Annotated in this window: 18 protein-coding genes and 2 pseudogenes; 5 read left to right on the top strand and 15 right to left on the bottom strand. The window is 69.4% G+C overall.

The window, feature by feature from the left end:
- Nucleotides 1–66: 66 nt before the first annotated feature.
- From LE548_RS41255 to LE548_RS41245, 3 genes are all read right to left on the bottom strand, one after another.
- On the bottom strand, nucleotides 67–783 hold the full coding sequence (locus LE548_RS41255; protein WP_225102191.1) for a Clp protease N-terminal domain-containing protein: 717 nt from the start codon (nucleotides 781–783) through the stop codon (nucleotides 67–69).
- 846 nt (nucleotides 784–1,629) lie between these two features.
- Nucleotides 1,630–4,683 (bottom strand): DUF1349 domain-containing protein, encoded by a 3,054-nt coding sequence (locus LE548_RS46270; protein WP_225102190.1) that lies wholly within the window; start codon nucleotides 4,681–4,683, stop codon nucleotides 1,630–1,632.
- Between the two features lie 328 nt (nucleotides 4,684–5,011).
- Nucleotides 5,012–5,776, bottom strand: coding sequence for a FadR/GntR family transcriptional regulator (locus tag LE548_RS41245; RefSeq protein ID WP_225102189.1), 765 nt, complete (start codon nucleotides 5,774–5,776; stop codon nucleotides 5,012–5,014).
- Nucleotides 5,777–5,902: 126 nt separating this feature from the next.
- Between LE548_RS41245 and LE548_RS41240 the strand changes: the two are divergent.
- Nucleotides 5,903–6,925: pseudogene (locus tag LE548_RS41240) on the top strand (enolase C-terminal domain-like protein); the annotation flags it as partial.
- A 768-nt stretch (nucleotides 6,926–7,693) separates the two neighbouring features.
- Here LE548_RS41240 and LE548_RS41225 read toward each other — a convergent pair.
- The 11 genes from LE548_RS41225 to LE548_RS41175 all read right to left on the bottom strand — a co-directional run bounded on the left by LE548_RS41225 (nucleotide 7,694) and on the right by LE548_RS41175 (nucleotide 18,859).
- Entirely contained in the window at nucleotides 7,694–8,698 is a 1,005-nt protein-coding gene (locus LE548_RS41225; protein WP_225102188.1) for an aldo/keto reductase, read from the bottom strand.
- Between the two features lie 35 nt (nucleotides 8,699–8,733).
- On the bottom strand, nucleotides 8,734–9,771 hold the full coding sequence (locus tag LE548_RS41220; RefSeq protein WP_225102187.1) for a sugar kinase: 1,038 nt from the start codon (nucleotides 9,769–9,771) through the stop codon (nucleotides 8,734–8,736).
- Nucleotides 9,768–10,397 carry a bifunctional 4-hydroxy-2-oxoglutarate aldolase/2-dehydro-3-deoxy-phosphogluconate aldolase gene (locus LE548_RS41215; protein ID WP_225102186.1) on the bottom strand — a complete coding sequence of 210 codons (630 nt, stop codon included), beginning with the start codon at nucleotides 10,395–10,397 and terminating at the stop codon, nucleotides 9,768–9,770. Before LE548_RS41215 ends, LE548_RS41220 begins: the two co-directional genes overlap by 4 nt.
- Complete coding sequence (locus LE548_RS41210; RefSeq protein ID WP_225102185.1) at nucleotides 10,394–11,155, bottom strand: SDR family oxidoreductase; 762 nt, start codon at nucleotides 11,153–11,155, stop codon at nucleotides 10,394–10,396. The genes LE548_RS41215 and LE548_RS41210 overlap by 4 nt, the downstream gene beginning before the upstream one ends.
- Complete coding sequence (locus LE548_RS41205; RefSeq protein WP_225102184.1) at nucleotides 11,152–12,195, bottom strand: zinc-binding dehydrogenase; 1,044 nt, start codon at nucleotides 12,193–12,195, stop codon at nucleotides 11,152–11,154. The genes LE548_RS41210 and LE548_RS41205 overlap by 4 nt, the downstream gene beginning before the upstream one ends.
- A 113-nt stretch (nucleotides 12,196–12,308) precedes the next feature.
- Nucleotides 12,309–13,226: an amidohydrolase gene (locus LE548_RS41200; RefSeq protein WP_225102183.1), complete on the bottom strand. Its 918-nt coding sequence runs from the start codon at nucleotides 13,224–13,226 to the stop codon at nucleotides 12,309–12,311.
- A gap of 38 nt (nucleotides 13,227–13,264) precedes the next feature.
- Complete coding sequence (locus LE548_RS41195) at nucleotides 13,265–13,612, bottom strand: L-rhamnose mutarotase (protein ID WP_225102182.1); 348 nt, start codon at nucleotides 13,610–13,612, stop codon at nucleotides 13,265–13,267.
- Nucleotides 13,609–15,615, bottom strand: coding sequence for a hypothetical protein (locus tag LE548_RS41190; RefSeq protein ID WP_225102181.1), 2,007 nt, complete (start codon nucleotides 15,613–15,615; stop codon nucleotides 13,609–13,611). Before LE548_RS41190 ends, LE548_RS41195 begins: the two co-directional genes overlap by 4 nt.
- Before the next feature lie 7 nt (nucleotides 15,616–15,622).
- Nucleotides 15,623–16,531 (bottom strand): carbohydrate ABC transporter permease, encoded by a 909-nt coding sequence (locus tag LE548_RS41185; RefSeq protein ID WP_225102180.1) that lies wholly within the window; start codon nucleotides 16,529–16,531, stop codon nucleotides 15,623–15,625.
- Nucleotides 16,532–16,580: 49 nt separating this feature from the next.
- Complete coding sequence (locus LE548_RS41180) at nucleotides 16,581–17,498, bottom strand: carbohydrate ABC transporter permease (RefSeq protein WP_225102179.1); 918 nt, start codon at nucleotides 17,496–17,498, stop codon at nucleotides 16,581–16,583.
- Nucleotides 17,495–18,859, bottom strand: coding sequence for an ABC transporter substrate-binding protein (locus LE548_RS41175; protein WP_225102178.1), 1,365 nt, complete (start codon nucleotides 18,857–18,859; stop codon nucleotides 17,495–17,497). The genes LE548_RS41180 and LE548_RS41175 overlap by 4 nt, the downstream gene beginning before the upstream one ends.
- 189 nt (nucleotides 18,860–19,048) lie before the next feature.
- On the opposite strand from LE548_RS41175, the gene LE548_RS41170 reads away from it, so the two are divergent.
- From LE548_RS41170 to LE548_RS41155, 4 genes are all read left to right on the top strand, one after another.
- On the top strand, nucleotides 19,049–19,816 hold the full coding sequence (locus LE548_RS41170) for a FadR/GntR family transcriptional regulator (protein WP_225102177.1): 768 nt from the start codon (nucleotides 19,049–19,051) through the stop codon (nucleotides 19,814–19,816).
- Nucleotides 19,817–20,027: 211 nt separating this feature from the next.
- A complete protein-coding gene (locus LE548_RS41165) occupies nucleotides 20,028–20,363 on the top strand; it encodes a hypothetical protein (protein WP_225102176.1) in 336 nt (111 codons plus the stop codon).
- Nucleotides 20,364–20,549: 186 nt separating this feature from the next.
- Nucleotides 20,550–21,077 carry a hypothetical protein gene (locus tag LE548_RS41160; RefSeq protein WP_225102175.1) on the top strand — a complete coding sequence of 176 codons (528 nt, stop codon included), beginning with the start codon at nucleotides 20,550–20,552 and terminating at the stop codon, nucleotides 21,075–21,077.
- 23 nt (nucleotides 21,078–21,100) lie between these two features.
- Complete coding sequence (locus LE548_RS41155; protein WP_225102174.1) at nucleotides 21,101–21,760, top strand: right-handed parallel beta-helix repeat-containing protein; 660 nt, start codon at nucleotides 21,101–21,103, stop codon at nucleotides 21,758–21,760.
- 5 nt (nucleotides 21,761–21,765) lie between these two features.
- Here LE548_RS41155 and LE548_RS46820 read toward each other — a convergent pair.
- A pseudogene (locus tag LE548_RS46820) lies at nucleotides 21,766–21,928 on the bottom strand (transposase); the annotation flags it as partial.

The following is a 21,928-nucleotide window of genomic DNA, read 5'->3' as shown; positions in this document are numbered from 1 at the left end:
CAGAGCTGCTCCGACCGTCAGGTCGGCAGCTCCTGGAGATCAGTCGTCCCGTCCAATGGGCCGTGGTCACCCATGCTGCGATGAGTGAGTGTCCGCAGTCGTCGCGCCGGGGGAGGCCGGGCCGAAGCCTGCCTCCGTCAGAACGTTGGCGGCCACTCCGCGGCCCACCTGGGCAAGTCCGATCAGCAGGTCGTCGCAGTCGATGCGGTCGGAGCCGTGCTGTTCGGAACGTGCCTCTGCGATGGCGATTGCCTTGCGGGAGAAAGGCGTCCGTGCGATGCGCTCGGCTGCCTGGGAGACGCCCAAGCTCAGCCGGGTTTCGACGGACCAGTGGATCGCCTCCGGCGAGACGCCGGCGGTCTGCAGGAGGCGGGTGGCGCTGTTGTCCTCCGCGGTCAGTCCCCAGAGCAGGTGCTCGGTGCCGATGTAGTTGTTGCGGTGCTGCACTGCGGCCTGCTTGACGTGAACCATTGCCTGGCGGAGGTCCTCGGTCGTCGTCTCGGGGCTGTAGCGCTTGTGTGGGGCCTGGAAACGTTGCTGGACCGCCTGTCGGGTCACGCCCACGGCGGCGCCGATCTCCGTCCACGAGGAGCCGTGCCTCCGGCAGTGCTCGACGTGGTCCTCGACCAGGTCGTCTGCCAGCCCCTGTAGTTCGCCTGCGAGTTGGGTGGCGACCGTGAGGAGGGCGAGCCAGTCGGGCTGTTCCTGTCCGCCGGCACGGTGTGCGGTGTCGCACCTCCGGTCGACTTCCGCGATGAGATCGTCCAGGGCTGGGAGAGCCATGAGGCAAGTACGCCTTGCCAGTTCAAGATTGTCAAGGCGTACTTGCCTCGTATCGAATGCAAGTGAGGGGAGTCTCCGCATAGGGAGGACGCCGGGTCCCCTGGGCATCGGAGGCCGGCCTCCTGTCTGACCCGAGCCACGGTCACGTGCGAAGCGGGAAACGATCAACCCCTTCCCGGGAAACGATCTTCGCCGACCACGGGTAGGCCCTGGACCTGTGGGCTCTCGAGGAGGCCAAGGACTTTTACGGAAGTGGCGCCTGCCGCACGACGCCCGGCACGCTTCCGCAGCGGGGCCCCACTCGCCGCACCACCCGAAAGTCCGAGTACGCCCAGTACGCGGGCTTCCGGGCGGCACACCGAGAGCACGCACCGGACGCCGTGCGGCCGGCCTTCGGGTGCGCCGACGGGAGGTGGGCCTGTCGGTCGGAAGTGGATACGGCCTGTGGGGACGTCGGGATCGAGGCCGATCGTCCCGGTCATGAGGGCGACGGCTGCTGCGGCCGACTGGGCTTGTGGTCGGCAGGCGGCCGGGGAGGGGGCGGACACGGGGGTGTCCGTGCGGGCGTCGCCGCCCCAGAGTTCCGGCAGCCGGTGGTCGAACGTCGGTACGGCGACGGGGATGCCCTCGATGAGGCGAGCGGCATCTGCGGAGTCATCCAGCCACATGCTTGCGCCGGCGATGTGGCTGTCAACGGTCTGCGCGCTCCAGGATGGGTGGGGCGCCACCGTTGCGCGGGCGTGGAGGTTGCGCTGCGGATCGGAGTTCGGCGCGGACATGATGGATCTCCGGGTTGTGGTGCGGAAGCCGCACCACAACCCGGAGACCGTGACCCGGACTGCTTCGTCAGCTCACGGAGAACTGGCTGAACTTCGCGGTGCCGGGTGCTCCGGTGTGAGCACTGAAGAACGCGCCCGCCTCCTCGGTGCTGTTGGCACCGGTCAGCGTCGCGGTGCCCACCGTGGTCCAGGTGGTCCCGTTGGCCGAGTAGGAGCCGGTGACCGAGTCGCCGCTCCTGACCAGGCGGAGCCAGACCGGGGCGACGGTGCCAGCGCCGGTGTTGGTGGTGTTGGAGTCGAGGTAGCCGTCACTGTTTGAGTCCCACGACAACGTGACGCCCTTACCCGGCGTGGCGGCGAGGACGAGGTATCCGGTGGAGGAGGCGGTGCCGGTGATGTCGTTGCGCAGCATCAGGCCGGCCTTGCCCCAGGCGTTGGTGTTGTCCTGGCTGTCGACGTGGACGGTGACCGTGGAGGAGGTTCCCGCGGCGGCCGGCTGGTAGGCCGCGGAGTAGTCGTCGTCGTGCTGTGAGCTCGTGGCCCATGTGTCGATGCCCGCGTTGGTCAGGGAGGTCACTCCCTGGCTCTGGCCCACCGCGGCCGGGATGGAGCTGTAGGCCTTGAAGGGGGAGGTGACGATCCGCAGGTTGCTGAAGGCCGCGCTGCCGACGGTGGTGCTGTGGGCGCTGTGGATGACACCGGCGTCCTGAGTGGCGGCCATGGACGGCAGGGTGACCGCCGAGCCGATCTGGGTGAAGCTGGATCCGTCGGTGGAATAGAAGGCGGACACCTGGGTGGCCGTGCGGGTGAGTCGCACCCACACCGGCGCCTTGACCGTCGAGGACGTGCACGACATCTGGTCCAGGTAGCCGTCCGCGGTGGAGTCCCACTGGAAGCACACGCCGTGGCTGGGGGTCGCTGTGGCGACTGCGTAGCCGGGCGAGGAGCCGTTGCCGGTGAGGCTGTTGCGCAGGACGACGCCCGCCTTGGCCCAGCCGTTGGTGTTGTCGACGTTGTCGACCCGCGCGGTCACCGAGGTGCCGGCGACAGCGGAGTTCGCCAGATAGGCGGTGCCGTAGGCGTCGTCGTGCTGTCCGCCTGCACCCCAGATGTCGGCTCCCGCGTCGGTGACGGTGAAGCGACTGCCGCTCTGGCCGGTCAGGGCGGGAGTGGAGGAGTAGCCGCTGTAGGGGGCCGTGACGGGGTCGGTGGTCAGGGGCCGGTAGAGGGGCTCGACGCCTGCGTTGTCCATGACCGTGCGGGCGCCGGAGGGCCAGTTGCCGTCGGTGACGACCACCGTGCCGCTCACCACATCACCGCGGCCACCGTTGAAGATGTCGGTCGAGGACGTGATCGTCCAGTTGTCCTTGAGGGTGAGGGCACCGGTGTTGTTGGTGGAGGTGCCGTTCTGGTGGGACCACCGGCCCACGTTACGGAAGACGTTGTTGGTGTCCGTGAAGTTCCTGGATCCCTCGTCGTGGTAGAAGCCGTAATAGTTGTTGTTGGTGTGGCAGTAGTTGCGTTCGAAGGTGCTGCCGGGCGACGCCGACAGGGTGTACAGACAGCCGCCGTCGTTCATCTGCTGCATGACGTCGTGGATGTAGTTGTCGGTGATGTGGTTGTTCGCGGCGGTGGTGGGGGTCGAGTAGATGGGCTGGTAGTTGTACAGACCGCGGTTCACGTAGTCCTGGCTGCCGCCCGGGTCGTTGACGCCCCAGCCGTAACCGATGGTCAGCCCCGAGTAGGGCAGGTTGTACACCTCGTTGTGCGACACCGTGGCGCCGTTGACGTAGGTGGCCAGGATGGCCGACATGTCGCGGTAGTCGAGCGCCACGTCGTGAATGACGTTGTTGCTCAGTGTGATGTTCTTGTTGGTCATCCGGCTGTCACTGGGGTGATGTGCGTCCGCCTGGAGCCCGCCGACGACGATGCCTCCGCCCGCGTCCTGGGTGAAGACGTTGCCGGTGGCGGTGACGGTGTCGGCACCGAGGCCGACCCCGGTGGCGTGGGCGTTGGCGTCCTGGCCGATGCCGAGGCCCACCTGCCCGAGCTGGGTGAACCGGTTGCCGGTGAAGGTGATGTGGTCGGCGGCCGAGACCTGGACGGCGGCCGGCATCTGGTCCCAGTGCGGACGCGTCGCCTCGAAGAGCGGACAGCCGCCCTGGCAGGAGGTCAGCGCGTCCGAGGGACGGTCCCAGGTACCGGTGAGGTACGCGCCGGTCTGCTGGCTGGCGTAGCCGTCAGTGCTGGGGCCCAGCCAGCTGGTGCCCGAGAACTGCAGACCCGAGAACGTGATGTGGGTGGCGGGAGAGGCATAGCTTCCCCCGACGTCGATGAGCGACTGCAGCTTCGGCACCTCGACGTCCGCAGTGCTCATGTTCTGCCCGGCGAGGGGCTTGTAGTACAGGGTGCCGGTGCCGGTGTCGAGGTACCACTCCCCAGCCGCGTCGAGCAATTCGTAGGCGTTCTCGATGTAGAGCGGCCCCGACCGGAAGGGCTTGGTCAGGGTGTCGTAACCGAAGGTGTTGTCGTCCCAGGACGGCTGATCCATGGTGATGGTGCCGTTGCTGATGCCGGACACCGGGGCGTAGCGGTCGGTGAACGAGCCGATGCCGTGGATCTCGGTGCGGCTCGGGGCGGCCAGGCTGTTGAGGTAGTTCAGCGCGGTGTTGGTGAAGGTGTAGCCGCTGGTGGTCGCGGTCAGGTCGGCGCGGTTGATCGAGGAGCGGGCCCTGGTCGCCAGGACGCCGTCGACGTACAGCTGTCGGGTGTCGAACCCGGTCCCGACGTTGGCCTGCCAGATGTTCTTCGCCGAGTCGTGCAGCGTCCAGCCCGTGGCCCGCTGCGCGCCGGTGATGACCGGGCGGGCGCCCAGGGCGGCCTTCCAGATCACCGAGTAACCGCCAGTTCCGGAGTCCGCCGCGGTGAAGGTGAGGGGGTCCGTCAGCCGGTACGTGCCGTCGGCGACCTCCACGACGATGTCGCCCGTCATGGAGTTGTTCATGGCCCGGACGTTGGTCTTGGCCTGGGTGAGGGAGCACGGCTGGCTGGTCGAGCAGGCGGTACCGGTGCCGTTGGGGGACACATGGATCGTCGCGGCAGTGGCGGCGGACGCGGGCACGGTCTGCGCGACGACAGCCCCGGCAGAGGCTGTGATGAGCGCGAGGGCGGCTAGACATGGTCTGAGCCGGTCACGCACTGCGGGGCGGAAGCGGGTTGGGCGCATCTGAGACCTTCCGATGGTGCGAGAGGGCACGCGCGGGGCGTCCTCCCACTCATGGGGACACAGCCCTGCGGTGATTGCGGAGGTGATATGGCGACGTAACGTTAGTCGTCATACGTATGCTGTCAATATGTGCCGCAGAAACAGATCTGCACCACAAAAGAAACCCGCCCCCGGCCTGACGGCTCGGGCGCGGGTTCCGGCGCAAGGGCCGGCCGGGATGCGCTCAGCCGGTTAGCCCGGTGTGCGGGGTGCGGCGGCGACTCCAGGCCGCTTCGATATGGGCCGTCATGGCCTGCGCTGCGCCCTGGGGGTCGCGGGCCAGAAGCCGCTCGGCGATCCGGCGGTGTTCGGCGTTCGCCTGCTCGCACCCGTGGCGGTCAGGAGTGCCGGTGTACAGGAACGTACTGCGGGCCTGGGTGTGGACGGTCCGAATGATGGAACGACCCAGCCTGTTCCGGGACGCCTGCATGATCCGGTCATGGAAGAGCACATCGGTCTCGACGAACCGAGCGGGAGTGGCGATCTCCTCGTCGAGGCGGCCGAGCAGCCGCTCCACCTCCCGGAGATCGTCATCGGTGGCGAGTTCGGCGGCCTGGGCCGCCATCTGCGCCTCAAGGGCCGAACGCACGCCGACCAGCTGATCCAGCACGACGAGTTCGTCGTCGTGCTGGACGGTGGCCGCCAGCACGACGGGATCCAGGAGATTCCACTCCTCGGACTGGGTGACCGTGGTGCCGGAACCCTGCCGGGCCCGAACCAGCCCCTTGGCCTCCAGTGACTTGACCGCCTCACGGATCGTGATGCGGCTGACGCCGAACGTCTCGCACAGTTCAGGCTCGACCGGCAAGGTGGAGCCGGGAGGGATGGCACCCGAGACAATGCTGTCGGTAAGGGACTCCACCACCGCATGGGCCAGCCGCGCCGGTCGCCTGGGCCAGGGTTTCAGGGCCGACGGATCCTCGACGCCGCTTCGACCGCTCTTCGCCATATGACTCCCTCGCCGGTGTGGACGATCGCTGAGTCTACTGCTTTGACACCTTGACAGCATTCGTATGACGACTTACGTTACACGAAAATTTCGCAGCAGCAGCCGCCACTGCAAGGGGCAACGACCGTGCGCATTGCCGACGTGGAGAGCTATCCGATCCGGGTTCCGGGCGCCAGTCCCCCGTTCGTCTGGCGTGACGGGTTGCTGGGCAGCCCGCCGGACGGCGAGGCCGCGGTGCTGCGCATCTGCACCGACGAAGGGGTCGAGGGCATCGCGATGGCCCCCCGCCGGGGCAGCGCCGTCATCCTGGCGGACCTGCTGGACCGCTTCCTGCGCAAGGAGCTCGTGGGCCAGGACCCGCTGCAGCGGGAGTGGCTGTGGCATCGCATGTGGGAGCTGGATCGCACCGAGGAACTGCCCCTCTACCTGCTCGGCCTCGTCGACACCGCGCTGTGGGACCTGGCCGGCAGGCTCGCGGACCGGCCCACCTGGCAGATGCTGGGCGGTTTCCGCACCTCGATCCCCGCCTACGCCTCGACCGTCACCTACTCCTCGGTGGAGGAGTACCTGGACATCGCCGACCAGGCCCTGGAGCTCGGATACCCGGCCATCAAGCTCCACGCCTGGGGCGACGCACGCCGCGACGCCCGGCTGTCGGTGGCCCTGCGGGAACATGTGGGGGACGCGATCCCCCTGATGTTCGACGGGTCCGCCGGATTCGATCTCCCCGACGCGATCTACCTCGGACACGCCTTGTCCGACGCGGATTACCTCTGGTACGAGGAGCCGATCCGGGAGTTCAGCATCACCGCGTACAAGCGCCTCTCCGACGCGGTGGCGGTGCCCCTGCTGGTGGCCGAGACCTCCGACGGGGCCCATATGAACTCGGCCGACTTCATCCAGGCCGGCGCCGCCACCTTCGGCGTCCGCGCCTCCACCCAACTGCGCGGCGGCTTCACCGGCGCCATGCGCACCGCCCACCTCGCCGACGCCTACCGGCTGCGCGCCGAGGTGCACGGGCCGGAGATCCCCAACCGGCACCTGTGCATGGCCATCTCGAACACCACCTACTACGAGTCCCTGGTCATGGGCAATCCGATCAGCCGCGAGAGCGGCATCGACGCCCAAGGACTCGTCCACGCCCCCACTCCCGCCCCGCTCCCACGATCGCCCTGTACCCGACCCTCCACGCCTTCGGTACCTGATCCCTCCACACCTCGGCGGTCTTCCCGACAGCGATGCCGTAGTCCCGGACGGCGTTCGGGTTGGCGAGCGAGTCGAGGAAGGCGTCGGCCGCCGTCTGGACGGTCAACGCCTTCCCGGTCGGCAGCAGCAGGACCGCGGGCACCGGCTTCCCCTTGCCACAGATGGCAGGGCCGCTTCGCGTAGCGGCCCGACAACGCAGGTCGTGATCGGCGATGCCACAGGTTATAGGGCGTTATCTGTGGAACGACTTCACGACCGGCCCGGCGCCGAGGTTCCGTCAGGTGCCCGCCAGCAGCGATTCGGGCTTAGCAGCACGATCTGGCATGGATGTTCCTCAACCCCCGGGAACGCATGAGGGGAGCTCGGCCGCAGAAATGCCGGCGAGGTCGCCGGCGCACTCCACCTCCTGCGCAACCTCGACGCCGTGACCGCTGGTCGCGCCCTGAACTGGAGCTCCGGCGGTTGCCCTGGCCAGCTCTGGCTTGGTAGCGAAGACCCGCCCATCGGGGATCTCGGCGGCGCGGCAGTGTTCGCGGTCGTCCGGCCAGGACTGGGGCAGATCACCTCGCGGTCCATCAGGGCGCGTCCGCGGGTGGTGGCGTAGGTGGCGAAGACGCTGATCTGGCTGGGGGTACACCCTCTGGGGGATCTCGGTGCGGCCGGCCGTGCCGGAGTACGGGCGCTGCACGCTCGCGGAGGTGGGGCCTTTCATCAGCCCGTCGGGCGAAGACCGCCTCCGGTGGGGACGTCGGCCCGGATCAGCCCTTGGTGCCGGAGGTCGTCCCAAAGGGCCTGGGGGACGGTGCTCCGGTGGAGTTCCACGTTCCGTGTGACTTGTTCGCGGTCTCGCATGCCCAGCGTGACATTGACGGTGCTGGGGTGCGTGTGTGGGAAGGCGATCGCGGCCGCGGGCAGGGTGGTGCCGTGGGCCGCGCAGACCTGGGCGATGGCCTGAGCCCGCGCGACGAGCTCCGGCGGGGCGTCCTGGTAGTCGTACTTCATTCCCTCGGCCGGGCGGTCGCGGGAGAGCAGACCGGAGTTGAACACGCCCACCGCCACCACACTCTTGCCGAGTTCCCGTGCGGCGGGCAGGACGTCGTCGAGGGCGGACTGGTCGAGGAGTGTGTAGCGGCCGGCGAGCATGACCACGTCGGCGGCGGTCTCGCGCAGGAAGCGGGCGAGCATGGCGGACTGGTTCATGCCGGCGCCGATGGCGCCGATCACGCCCTGGTCTCGGAGTGCGGCGAGGGTGGGCATGGCTTCGTCTGCGGCTTGGCGCCAGTGATTGTCGGGGTCGTGGAGGTAGACGATGTCGAGGCGGTCCAGGCCGGTGCGCTGAAGCGTGTCCTCGATGGAGAGCAGCACGCCGTCGCGGCTGAAGTCCCATTGCCGGCGCAGGTCGTCGCGTACGACGAACCCCTCGGTGTCGACGCCCCGCGGGTGTTCGTTGGGGACGAGGAGGCGGCCCACCTTGGAGGAGACGACGTACTCCTCGCGGGGGCGGTCGCGCAGGGCGGCGCCGATGCGGCGTTCGGAGAGGCCGAGGCCGTAGTGTGGTGCGGTGTCGAAGTAGCGGATTCCGGCCTGCCAGGCCGCGTCGACGGCGGCACTCGCGTCGTCGGCCGGGGTGACGCGGTAGAGGTTGCCGATCACCGAGGCGCCGAAACCGAGTTCGGTGACGGTGACTTGTGTGTTCTGGATCTTCCGGTGGTGCAAGACGTGCTCCTGGGGACAGGGGTGGGGGAGGCCGGTCAGCGTCGGACGTGGGCCGATGCGCCCGCGATGAGCGCCTCGACCTCGGCGAGGGTGGCCATGGAGACATCGCCGGGAGTGGTCATGACCAGGGCGCCGTGGGCGGTGCCGTAGGCCAGGGCGCGCTCCAGGCCTGCGCCGGTGAGCAGGCCGTGGATGAGTCCGGCGGCGAAGGCGTCGCCGGAGCCGATGCGGTCCAGGACGTGCAGGCCGGGCATGCGGGGCCCGGTGACGCATCCGGTCTCGGCGGACCAGGCGGCCGAAGTCCAGTCGTTGACGCCGGCCGAGGGCACCTCGCGCAGGGTCGTCGCCAGCACGCGCGCCGCGGGCAGCAGACCGGCCACCTCCGCCAGCGCGTCCGCCACCTTGTCGGCGCCGCGGCGTGTCTGTCCCGGGTGGGTCCCGGCCAGGCCCAGGGCGCCCACGATCACGTCGGCGTGCCGGGCGAGCCGCAGGTCGACCTCGCGGGCCCGTTCGGCGCCGCCGCGGCCGGCCCAGAGGCTGGGGCGGTAGTTGGGGTCGTAGGAGACCGTGACCCCATGACGGCGCGCGGCCGCCATGGCCTCGTCGGCGACGTCGACCGTGGTGTCGGACAGGCCCGCGAAGATGCCGCCGGTGTGGAACCAGCGCACCCCGGCCGAGAACACCGCATCCCAGTCCACGTCGCCCTTGCGGAGTTGGGAGACGGCGGTGTGGGCGCGGTCGCTGACGCCGAGCGCGCCGCGGATGCCGTAGCCGCGCTCGACGAAGTTCAGGCCGTTGCGGGCACTGCGGCCGATGCCGTCGTCGGGCACCCAGCGGATCAGCGAGGTGTCGACCCCGCCCTGGAGGATCAGGTCCTCCACGAGCCGGCCCACGGCGTTGTCGGCGAGAGCGGTGACGACGGCGGTGCGCAGGCCGAAGCAGCGGCGCAGTCCGCGCACGACGTTGTACTCGCCGCCGCCCTCCCACACCTGGAAGGTGCGGGCGGTGCGGATGCGTCCCTCGCCGGGGTCGAAGCGCAGCATGACCTCGCCGAGGGCGATCACGTCGGTCACGTCCTGCTCCTTTCGACCGCGTCGGCGGTCAGCCGGCGGATCTCCGCGTAGTCACCGCTCTGGAGGAGGGCCGGGGTGGCCATCCAGCTGCCGCCGACGGCGAGGACCGCCGGTTCGGCCAGGTAGCCGGGCAGGCCGTCGGCGTCGATCCCGCCGGTCGGCATGAACCGCGTCCCAGGGACGGGCGCGGCGAGTGCGCGCAGCGTCCGCAGGCCGCCGAGTGGTTCGGCGGGGAAGAGCTTGACGGTGTCCAGGCCCGCCTTCAGGGCGCGCATCAACTCGGTGGCGGTGGCGACACCGGGGATCACGGGCACGCCCAGCTCCCGGCACTTGGCGACGACCTCCTCGTCGAAGCCGGGGGAGACGACGAAGCGGGCCCCGGCCGCGACGGCCCGCTCCGCCTGTTCGGGGGTGAGGACTGTGCCGGCTCCGACGGTGAGGCCACCGTGGGCGGCCATCGCCTTCACGACCTGTTCGGCGTCCGGGGTGCGGAAGGTGACCTCGGCACACCGGGCGCCGCCCGCGGACAGGGCGCGGGCCAGGGGGGCCGCCGTGGCGGGGTCGGGCACGGTCAGGACCGGCACGATCCGCGCCTCGGCGAGTATGCCGGTGAGGTCGGCGGTCATCGGCCCAGCCATCCGCCGTCGACGGGCAGGACGACGCCGTGGACGTAGGCGGCGGCGTCGGAGGCGAGGAAGACGGTGGCGCCCCCGAGGTCGTCGGCGCTGCCCCAGCGTCCGGCCGGGATACGGTCCAAGATCGCCTTGCTGCGCACCGGGTCGTCCTGCAGGGCCTGGGTGTTGTCGGTGGCGATGTAGCCCGGTGCGAGGGCGTTGACGTTCACCCCGTGCGGGGCCCACTCGTTGGCCAGCGCCTTGGTCAGGCCCGCGATGCCGTGCTTGGCGGCGGTGTAGCCGGGCACCGTGATACCGCCCTGGAGACTGAGCAGCGACGCGGTGAAGATGACCTTCCCCCGGCCGCGCGCCACCATCGACGCGCCGACCGCGCGGGTCAGCGCGAACTGCGCACTCAGGTTGACCTGGAGGACCAACTCCCAGTCGGCGTCGCTGTGTTCGGCGGCCGGAGCCCGGCGGATCGTGCCCGCGTTGTTGACCAGGATGTCCACCGGCCGCTCCCGGCCTGCGAGGTCCGCGCCCAGGGCCCGTACGGCGGCGGGGTCGGCGAAGTCGGTGCGGATCGCCTCGAAGCTGCGGCCCGCGGCGGTGACGTCCTTCTCGACCGCGCTGCCGGATTCCTCCAGGGATGCGCTCACGCCGATGATGTCCGCGCCGGCCTCGGCGAGCGCGCGGGCCATGGCCCGGCCGATGCCGCGCCGGGCCCCGGTGACCACGGCGAGCTTGCCGGTGAGGTCGAAGGCGGTCATACGGCGGCCTCCTGGGCGTCGTCGGTGCAGTCCACCAGGATCTTCATCACGTCACCGCCACTTTCCAGGGCCTCGAAGGCGGCCGGGGCCTGGGTGAGCGGCACCACCTTGCTGATCAGCCGCTCGGCGGGGACGGTGCCGTCGGCGACCAGGGCGACCGCCTTCTCGAAGTCGGAGCGGTCGTACAACCGGGCCCCGATCAGGGTGAGTTCGCGCCAGAAGAACCGGTGCAGGTTCACCTCCCGGGGGCGCGGGTGGATCGCGACCAGGCACAGCCGGCCACGCACACCCAGCACGTCGACAGCGGTGTCCACGCCGCCCGCCGCGCCGGACACCTCGAAGGCGACGTCCGCGCCCGCGTCCCCGGTCCACGCACCGACCAGCTTCGGCACGTCGTCGTCCGCCGGGTTCCACACCGTCAGACCCAACTCCTGGGCCAGCAGCCGACGATGCGCGCTCAGCTCCACCACCCGGACGTCGGCCCCGGCGGCCCGCGCCACCAGCGCGATCAGGACGCCGACCGGGCCGCCGCCGACCACCACGACCTTCTCACCCTCGCGGACCTGGGCCCGGCCCACGTCGTGCACCGCAACCGCCGTCGGCTCGACGAGCGCGGCCCGGTCCAGGGGCAGGGTGTCGGGCAGCCGGATGAGTGTGGAGGCGGGCACCGTCCAGCGCTGCTGCATCGCACCCGGCGAGTCGATGCCGATGAAGTCCAGGTGCTGGCAGATGTGCTGGTGACCCGCGCGGCAGGCCGGGCAGGTGTCGTCCCAGCGCAGCGGCATCACGGTGACCGCGTCACCGGGCGCCCAGCCCTCCACGTCCGGCCCCACCTGCGTGACCAGGCCGGACATTTCGTGTCCCAGGACGGCGGGCGTGTGGACCCGGGCGTCCATGTCGCCGTGGAAGATGTGCAGGTCGGTACCGCAGATACCGACGTAGGCGGGGGCCAGCTCCACCTCACCGGGGCCGGGAGGCGCAGTGGCTGCGGGAGCGGTGTCCAGGGTCCGGGCGGACAAGTATCGGACGGCGAGTGTCATTGTGTCGTCAGGGTCCCTTCAGCGCGGACGCCGATGGTCAGCAGAGGCGGATGCATGTCCCGCGCGGGTTCGTCGGCGCGCGCGATGTGCGCACGCCGGGGTGGGCGAGAGGGTCAGATGGCGTGCGTGGCGCTGTCCGCCGCGACGTCGGCTTCCTCTGACACGGAGGGGAGACGGTAGAACGCGGTCGCGGTCCCGGCCAGGAGCGCGTGGACGTCGCTGTCGCTCCAGCCGGTGAGCAGTTTGTCCACGGTGGCGGCCCAGCGGCACCAGCCGCCCGCCAGGTTGGCGACCGGCCAGTCCGAGCCGAACATCAGCCGGTCGGGGCCGAAGGCGGAGACCAGTACATCCCAGACGGGCCGGATGTCGGCGCTGGTCCAGTGGGTGTGGTCGGCCTCGGTGATCAGGCCCGAGACCTTGCACACCACATGCGGGTGGCCGGCCAGCATCCGTACCCCGTGTTCCCACTCCGCGAGGTCCTGCCGGGCGATGTCCGGCTTACCCGCGTGGTTGAGCACCTGGGGAAGGCCGGGGAAGCGTTCCGCGAGCCGGATCGCCTGGTCGAGCTGGTGGTCGCGGACGAGTACGTCGTAGCGGAGTCCGCGATCACGGGCCGCCCGCAACCCGCGTTCCACGTCAGGGAGTTGCAGCCAGTTCGGGTCCGTCTCACCCTGGACGAGGTGCCGCAGGGAGCGCAGATACCCACCACCCGGCCCGGCGATCAGACGGTCGAGCACGTCACCGATCGCCGGGGAGGTGAGGTCCGCCCAGCCGACCACGGCCTGGATCAGCGGCTCCTGTTCGGCGAGCGCGAGCAGGTCCTCGGTCTCGGCGACCTCCGCGATGCACTGGACGACCACCGTGCTGTGCAGCCGCCGGCCCGCGATGGGGTGGGTGGCGGTGGAGCGCAGGTCTTCGGGGGTGAAGGTGCGGCGGATCGACGCCACATCGGGGTCGTCGAGCCAGGGTTGCGGACGGTGGGAGAGGTCCCACAGGTGGTGGTGGGCGTCGACGAGCACGGGTGCGTTCACGAGGGGATCCAAGTCGGGTCGGGCTGGTGCGGGCCGGGTCAGACGGTGGTGTCGTCGCCGGGCAGGCTCAGGTGCCAGATCTCGGGGAGCTCGCTCCACTGGCGGCCCTCGCCCCGGTCGGGAAAGGGTTCCTGGCATGGGTCGGTGAGCTTCCACCAGCGCTGGGTCTCGGGGTCGGCCTCGATGGTCGCCATGTCGGCCTCGAAGTCCTCGCCGTGGTACTCCATGTAGGCGAACAGGACGTCACCGTGGAGGTAGATGCTGTAGTTGCGGATGTTCGCCCGGTGCAGGGCGGCTTCGACTCCGGGCCAGACGGCTGAGTGGAGTCGGAGGTACTCCTCGCGGTGTTCGGGGCGGAGCCTGATGGTCTGGGCGATTCGCTTCACGCCGATTCCCCTGTCGTGTCGGTGGTGTTGGCCCGGTCGGCCGGGTTGTCGAACGGCGTGCGGTAGCTCGGGGTGTTGGCGCGCAGTTGGAGGCGCAGGGTGAGCCGGATGCGGGTGGAGGCGGGGAGCCGGACTGTCAGGAAGGTGTTGTCGCAGACCTGCTCCGACTCGTTGACGACGGGCTCGGTGTGGCCGTAGTCGTACATGTCGCCGATCCAGCTGTCGTCGGTGCAGGTGGTGTAGCGGACGGCGGTGATGGTGTGTTCGGCGAAGGCGCCGGCCTGGACGATGACGGTGCGGTCGGTTTCGGGGGCGAGGTTGATCAGTTCGACGGTGGTGGCCTCGGGGTCGATGGAGGTGACCAGGGCGGCGACGTCGGCGGGTAGGCCGGCGCGGCGGGCGTCGGCGTCGTGGTAGCGCAGGCGCGCCTGCTGCAGGCCGCCCTGGTACAGCACCTGGGGGCCGCCCCAGGTCAGCTGTACGAGGGCTTCGGTGACCACGGGGTTGCACAGCTGCCAGACGTGGATGTCGGCTTCGGGTACGTCCAGGTCGCGGTAGCGGTCGATGCGCCGCAGCCGGTGGCGGACCTGGGCCTGCGCCATGGCGAGGATGCGCTCGGGGTAGCCGGGGTCGTCGCCGGCGAGGAAGGCGAACCAGGCCTTCTCGTGTCCGGAGTCCTCCTTGGACCGGAACGGGCGTACGGTGCGCCAGTCGATGCCGTCCGCTTCGCGCAGCCCCTCCAGCCGTGCCCGGTCGGCGTCGGAGGCCGTGTGGTGCCACAGGGCCACCGGCACGGGGGGTGTGGCGGGGTTGTAGTCGAACCAGCCGGAGTCGTTGTGGCGGAAGGGCAGGTGCGGGGTGGGCGTGTGACGGTCCGGACCGACGAGTTCGACCGCCCACTTGGAGGGCAGGCTGGAGTCGGCCTCGGTGTGGGGCATGACCTTGGCGTGGCCGATGAGGGTGTCGAGGGAGGTCGCGACCATGGTGAGGTAGTCGTCGTCGCCGGTGACTGTGGCGGCGGCGAGGGCGGCGACGCAGGCCGCGTGGCCGAGGCTGTGCCAGCCGTGCGGCCAGGACCAGCCGTAGTGGCCGCCGTACCAGCGGCCTTCCAGGAGGCTGCCGACGACGCCGTCCGGGCCGACGTTGTCGGGAATCAGGCCGCCGTGTGCGCGGGTGCGCTCGCGCCAGGCGCCGACGTACTGGGTGATCCAGTCGCGGTATCGGTCCTCGCCGGACAGGATCCAGGCGTTGAGGACCAGCCCGGCCGCGGCGAGGTTGACCGCGGTGTCGCCGACGCCCATCCGCTCGCGCATCTGGTCGCCGAGGCGCGGGTCCGCCGAGAGCGGGTACGGACCGTCCTGGGCTTCGGGGATCCATTCGAGGGGGTAGCCGTAGGTTTCGGCTTCCTTGAGGAGCCAGGGGTAGACGTCGCCGTCGAAGAGGCCGGTGCGGTCGGGGTCGCTGCCGTTGTGGGGGCGGGTGATGATGCGGTGGGCGGGGTCGTAGTTGCCGTGGGCGGGGTCGACGTACAGTTCGGCGAAGCGCAGGGCGCGCTCACGCCAGCGGTCGGGGGCGGCCATGCACAGGAAGTACAGCAGGAGCAGGCTCTCGCCCTGGTGGAACCAGTCGTAGCCGCGCTCGTACTCCTCGCGCAGCATATTCAGTTCGGTCAGCTGCTTGGTGACGCCTTCCCAGTGCTTCTCGCTGGCGGGCAGGAGGTCGTCGGCGCCGCCGAGGAGGTAGAGCTGGGGCCAGTTGAAGAAGACCTCGTAGAAGTCGTCGACGCCGTCGCGGGTGGTGAGTGGTCCGTTGTAGTTGAGGCGTCCGTCGGGGCCGGTGAAGTCGCGGGCGAAGCGGCGCCAGGCGTGGTCGAGCAGGTCGAACAGTGCGCGCTGGGCGACGGCCCAGCCGGGCGGTTCGAGCAGCGGGACCGTGGCCCGGACATCGGCTACGAGGGGCGGGGTGTCCTCGGCGTGGGCGTCGGGGTGAGAGTCGAAGGGCATGTGAGGGTCACTCCTTGGTGGCGCCGGCGAGCATTCCGCTGACCAGGAAGCGCTGGGCGAAGAGGAACACGACGAGGACGGGTGTGATGGCGACCAGCGTGGCCAGGGCCAGTTGGGGGCGTTGGATGGCGAGGTCGCCGGCGGTCGGGTTGAACGTCGGCACGTTGCTGAGCAGGCTGCCGACGCCTACCTGGATGGGCATCTGGTCGCTGTCGGGGAGCATCACGTAGGGCAGGAAGTAGTTGGTCCAGTTGGCGACGAAGCTGAAGAACCCGACCAGCGCGATGACGGGGGTGGCCAGCGGCAGCGCCACGTGGCGGAAGACGCCGAACTCGGAGCAGCCGTCGATGCGTGCCGCGGCCAGGAGGTCCTTGGGCACGGCGGTGGTGAAGTAGATGTAGGTGAGGTACACGCCGAAGGGGTAGAACGAGTACGGCAGGATGATCGACCACATGGTGCCGATCAGGTGCACCGCGTTGATCTCCAGGAACAGCGGCACCACCAGGGTGGCGTTCGGCATCAGCATCACGACCAGGGTCGCGATCAGCAGCGCGTGGCGGCCGCGGAACTCGGTCATCGCCAGCGCGTACCCGGCCGGTATGGCCAGGCAGAGCGTGATGACCAGTGAGATCGCTGCGTAGAGCGCAGAGTTGCGCAGCCACAGCAGGATGGCGTCGTCCTGGAAGGCGGTGAGCGCGTGCCAGTTGGCCTTCAGCGCGTGCCAGGACCCGAAGGACAGCGGGTTGTCGTGGACCAGCTGGTGGTCCGTCTTGGTCGCCGCGAGCAGCAGCCAGATCACCGGGAGCACGAAGAACACCACGAAGACGGTGAGGACCGAGCCCGCCAGCAGCCGGGAGGCCACGTGCTGAGGGGGCCGGCGGCGCTGCCGTGGTCCCCCGTGTCGGGTTCGGCTCATGACGTTCGCATCCCGTTCCGTGCGTGTGGCAGGGGGAGTGGACCGTGTGTCAGTCGGCATCGAAGAACCCCGATCGTGCGACGAAGACACCGGCGACCGACACGCTCACGACCAGGAGCTCCACCGAGACGGCGGCGGCGCCGTTGATGTTGTTCATCTGGAAGGCGAAGTCGTACGTGAGCTGGTTGAGCGAGTAGTCGCGTCCGGCCACGCCCGTGCTGGCGAGGGAGAGCAGCTGCGGCTCGACGAAGAGCTGGGCGCCGCCCGCGAAAGCCAGGATCACCATGTACACGATCCACTTGCGGAGCATCGGGATCTGTACCCGCCAGGCGGTCTGCCAGCCGTTCGCGCCGTCGATGCGGGCGGCCTCCATGACGTCCTTGGGGATGTTGTTGAGGGCGCCGTACATGACGACGATCCAGCCGCCCGCGCCGGTCCAGAACGCGATGATCGTGAACAGCAGTGCCAGGTTTCCGGGGGCGATGACCTCGCCGAAGGTGTGGAACCCCAGCGTCTCAAGGAGGGAGCTGACCGGGCTGACGGTCGGGTCGAGCATGAACAGCCACACCAGGACGCTCGCGGCGCCGGCGAGGGCTCCGGGGATGTAGTAGAGGAAGCGCAGTGCCTGGCTGAGCGGACCGGAGGACAGCCGGTGCAGGAGCAGTGCGAGGACCACCACGAACACCACGAGCGAGAGGAGCCAGAAGACCAGGTACAGGGCCACATGGCTCAGGGAGTCGGCGAAGCGGAAGTCCTTCGCCGTGGTGACGAAGTTGGACAGGCCGGTGAACGTGCCCCCGGCGTTGGTGAACGCGAAGTAGATCGCGTAACCGGTAGGAAGGACGCCGAAGGCGATCAGCAGCAGTACGTAGCCGGCGACGAATGCCATGCCGGCCCGGCTCTGCCGCACGGTGCCGCGCGGGCGCCCTGGGACAGAGCCGGCCGAGGAGGAGTGGGTGAGGGTCACTTGGCGACCTTGTATCCGTCGGCCTGGGCGTACTTGACGATCGCGTCCTGCCAGGCGGGCAGCAGCGACTCGATGGTCTTGCCCTGCGTCAGGCCGGGCTTGACGGTGGCAGCCCAGATCGCCTCCTGGCTGAACTGGCCCGAGCCCCAGTCGGACCACACCTGCGAGGAGGCGTCCTTGAGGGCGGTGAGGTCACCGGCGAAGTACCCGGAGGCTGCCTGCGCCTTCAGCCAGTTCTCGGCGGCGGGCGCGTACGCCGGGAAGCCGGGGGCCTTCGCGCCCTGGTAGGCGTTGTCGGTGGTGACCCACTTCAGGAAGTCGGTGGCCGCCTTGATGTGGGTGGAGTGCTTGGACAGCAGCCAGGTGCCGCCGCCGACGTTGCCGGTGGACGGCGCGGTGTCGCCCTGCCACTGCGGTATGGGCGCCACCGCGATCTGCTTGGCAGGCGTCTTGAGTCCGCTCTCGAAGACTGCGCCGCCGTACCAGGCCGGGCCCGGCATGAGCAGGACCTTCTTGGCCTTGTTCTTGGCGAAGTCGGTGCTGAAGACGCCGCTGATCGACATCGACTTGTTCTTGATCAGTACGTCGAGCAGCTTGGCCATCTTGGTGCAGGCCTCGCTGGTGGTGTTGACGGAGACGGCCTTGGGGCCGGTGATGTGGTTGGCGCCGCACTTGCTCGCCCACAGGTAGATCTCGGGGGTGAAGGTGTCGCCCGCGTCGCCCACGAGATAGCCGGGGTGCTCCTTGGCCACCTTCTCGCCGAGCGCCTGGTACTGCTCCCAGGTCGTGGGGACCGTGTAGCCGAACTGCTTCAGCAGCGGCGCGTTGTACCACAGCACCGCCTGGGAGAGGTCGTTGCGCAGGCAGTACAGCGTGCCGTCGACCGTGCAGACGTCGTTGGCGCCCTTGGCGAACCCGGCAAGCGTCGCGTCCGGGATCAGACCCTTGTTCAGGGGCGCCGCGAAGCCCGCGTCGACCGCCCAGCTCGCCTCGTTGTTCTGGGAACTGAAGACGACATCCGGCCAGCCCTTGCCCGTCCGGTTGAACAACTGGACCTTCGTCTGAAGGTAGTTCGAACCGTTGGCATCGCCGTCGTAGCTGACGATGTGCATCTTCACGCCCGGGTGCGACGCCTGGTACTGCTTCGCCGCGGCCATACGGGTCGCATCCACCCAGACCGTCAACGCCCCCTTGTCCTGGGCCGCCTGGGCAAACCCGTCCTTGGTCGTGCCACCGGCGGCACCACCACCGCCACAGGCCGTCACGGTCAGCAGCACCGTGGCCGCACAGCCGGCCAGCAACGCCGCACGCTTCTTACTGATCACTCTCTGCGAGTTGGACGCAGGCTTGTTGACCGTCATGAGTGGCTCCACTGGGTTCGCAGGTGCCCCGAGCAGTTCGGGGGTGCTTGGATCGGTCGACGCCGGGCCGTCCCGGGCGGGCGTCGGACACTGGGGTGGCATTTCGCGTAACATAAGTCGTCATACGAATGCCGTCAAGAGTGTTGGCGAGTAGGCTCGCCCACCGTGCACCACAAAGCAAGGGGGCCCGTGGCCAAGAACGCTGGCGGCACAGCCGAGGAATCGCCGGTCCTCAAGCCCTGGCCCAAGCGCCCGGCCCGCCTGGCTCATGCCGTCGTTGAGTCCCTCACCGACACCATAGTCTCGGGCGCGCTCCCGCCGGGCTCGACCCTGCCGGTCGAACCCGAACTGTGCGAGACGTTCGGCGTCAGCCGCATCACCGTCCGCGAGGCCGTCAAGTCCCTGGAGGCCAAGGGCCTGGTCCGCGCCCGGCAGGGCTCCGGCACCACGGTCACCCAGCCCGAGGAGTGGAACCTGCTGGACCCCGTCGTGCTGGCCGCCACCGTCCAGTACGACGACACACTCGTCGTCCTCGACCAGCTCGTCGCCATCCGGTCGGCGCTGGAGGCTCAGATGGCCGCCCAGGCTGTCGAACTGGCCACCGACGAGGACCTGCAGGCCATCGAGCGGATGCTCAGCCGGCTCGACGAGGAGACCACGACCCCTGCCCGGTTCGACGAGACCGACGTCGCCTTCCACGACCGCATCATGCAGGCCTCCCGCAGCCGGCTCGGCCGTTCCATCATCCGCACTGTCCACACCCAGGCCCGCACCACGTTGCTGTACACCGGCGCTCCCGATACGACCGGGTGCCGGCAGGCCAACGCGGAGCACCGGAAAGTGGTCGAGCGTCTTCTGGCCCGCGATCCCGAGGGCGCCGCGCAGGCCATGACCGAACACATCGAAGCAGCGTGGCGTCGCCGTCGCCTGCCCAGCGCAGCCCCGCCCGCTCCCTGAGCGCAACCGCACCGACGCCCCCGAGCCGACAAGGCCGGGGGCGTTCGCACATGCCGCAAACGCATCGTCCAAGTTGTCGCGACGAAACTATTGACGAAATTCGTATGACGTCTAATGTTGCGTCGCGGCTTCCCCCTTGTGCCCGCGCCACCCGGCCCCCACTCCGGCGAAACCGCGAGGCCTTCCGAAACAATCCACCGGCAGGTGTCACGTGCGACCAATCCGCAGCCACGCCGTCTCCGACCGTCTCAGATCATGGCTGGCCACAGCCGTCCTCCTCACCGCCTCGGCCGCTGCAGTCCTCGTCCAGGCCGGCCCCGCGTTCGCAGCCACGACGACGCTCTACGCCGCGCCGAACGGCACGGGCACCGCCTGCTCCGCGAGCCAGCCGTGCTCCCTCACCCAGGCCAAAACAAATGTGCAAGCCGTCAACGGCTCCATGACGGGCGACATCACCGTGGTGCTCGCCGACGGCACCTACCGGCTGACGGCGCCGCTCACCTTCACCTCCGCCGACTCCGGAACCGGCGGCCACACGGTGAACTGAACAGCCGCGCTGGGCGCACACCCCGTCATCACCGGAGCGCAGAAGGCCACCGGCTGGACCCAGCAGGACTCGGCGAAGAACATCTGGAAGGCCGACGTCGGGACCGGGTTCGACACCCGGCAGCTGTACGTCGACGGCGTCCTGGCGCAGCGGGCCCGCTCCACGGTCAACCGATCGGACCTGACCGTGACCACGAGCGGCTACACGTTCACCAACAGCGCGCTGAGCTACCTCAACAGCCTTGCGAACCCCGGCCGGACCGAGATCCACAGCGTAGCGTCCTGGACCGACCGCTACTCCCCGGTGTCCGGCATCAGCAACGGCACCATGACCATGACCCAGCCCGCGTGGACCAACAACACGTTCGGCTGGGACACCCTGGAGCACCCGCTCCGGTCCGGCCCGCTCTACATCGAGAACGCCTACGAGTTCCTCGACACCGCCGGCGAGTGGTACCTCGACACCAACACCGGCACCCTGTACTACAAGCCGCTGCCGGGGCAGAGCATGAGCACCGCGGACGTCGAGGTGCCGAAGCTGCAGTCGCTCATCGACGTCGGGGGAAGCTATGCCTCTCCCGCCACCCACATCACCTTCGCCGGGCTGCAGTTCTCGGGCACCAGCTGGCTGGGCCCGAGCGGCAGCAACGGGTACGCCGCCCAGCAGACCGGGACCTACCTGGCCGGCGACTGGTCCGCCCGTCGGACCGGCTGACCTCCTGCAGTGCAGGCTGCAAATTGTTCGAGGCGACCCGCCCGCACTGGAGCCAGATGCCGGCCGCCGTCCAGGTCTCGGCCGCCGACCACATCACCTTCACCGGCAACCGGTTCACCAACCTCGGGCAGCTCGCCCTCGGCATCGGCCAGGACGCCAACGCGCACGCCACCGGTGTCGGACTCGGTGCCGACACCATCACCGCGACCGGGAACGTCTTCGCCCAGGACGCGGGCGGCGGCATCGTCGTGGGCGGTGTCCAGGCGGACGCGCACCACCCCAGTGACAGCCGGATGACCAACCAGAACATCACCCTGAACGACAACGTCATCCACGACGTGGCGATCGACTACCGCGACATGACGGGCCTCCTGGTCACCTACGTCAACGGCGCGACCATCTCGCACAACGAGGTGTACAACTTGCCCTACACCGGCCTCGCCATCGGCTACGGCTGGGGCGTCAACGACCCGGGCGGCAGCCCGGAATACGCGAGCCGCGGCCTGTACGACTACCAGCCCGTCTACTCGACGCCCACCACGGCCCAGAACAACACCGTCACGGGCAACTACATCCACGACATCATGCAGCAGATGGCCGACGGCGGCTGCGTGTACACCCTGTCGGCTTCGCCCGGCAGCACGATCACGGGGAACTACTGCCTCAACACCAACAACTATTAGAGGTCCTAACAAAGGCGTCGGACGTGTCTGTAGGTGATGAGACATGTAGCGAGCCCGAGGAAGGCTTCATGGATGTCGTCCCGGCGCTCTCACCGGATGCGCAGGCGTCGGAAGCCGTGCAGCCAGGCGATCGTTCGCTCGACGACATACCGGAAGATGCCCAGGCCG

The sequence above is a fragment of the Streptomyces sp. CoH27 genome, from assembly GCF_020181035.1.
Classification (GTDB): domain Bacteria; phylum Actinomycetota; class Actinomycetes; order Streptomycetales; family Streptomycetaceae; genus Streptomyces; species Streptomyces camelliae.
This window is presented reverse-complemented; position numbering and strand designations above follow the sequence as displayed.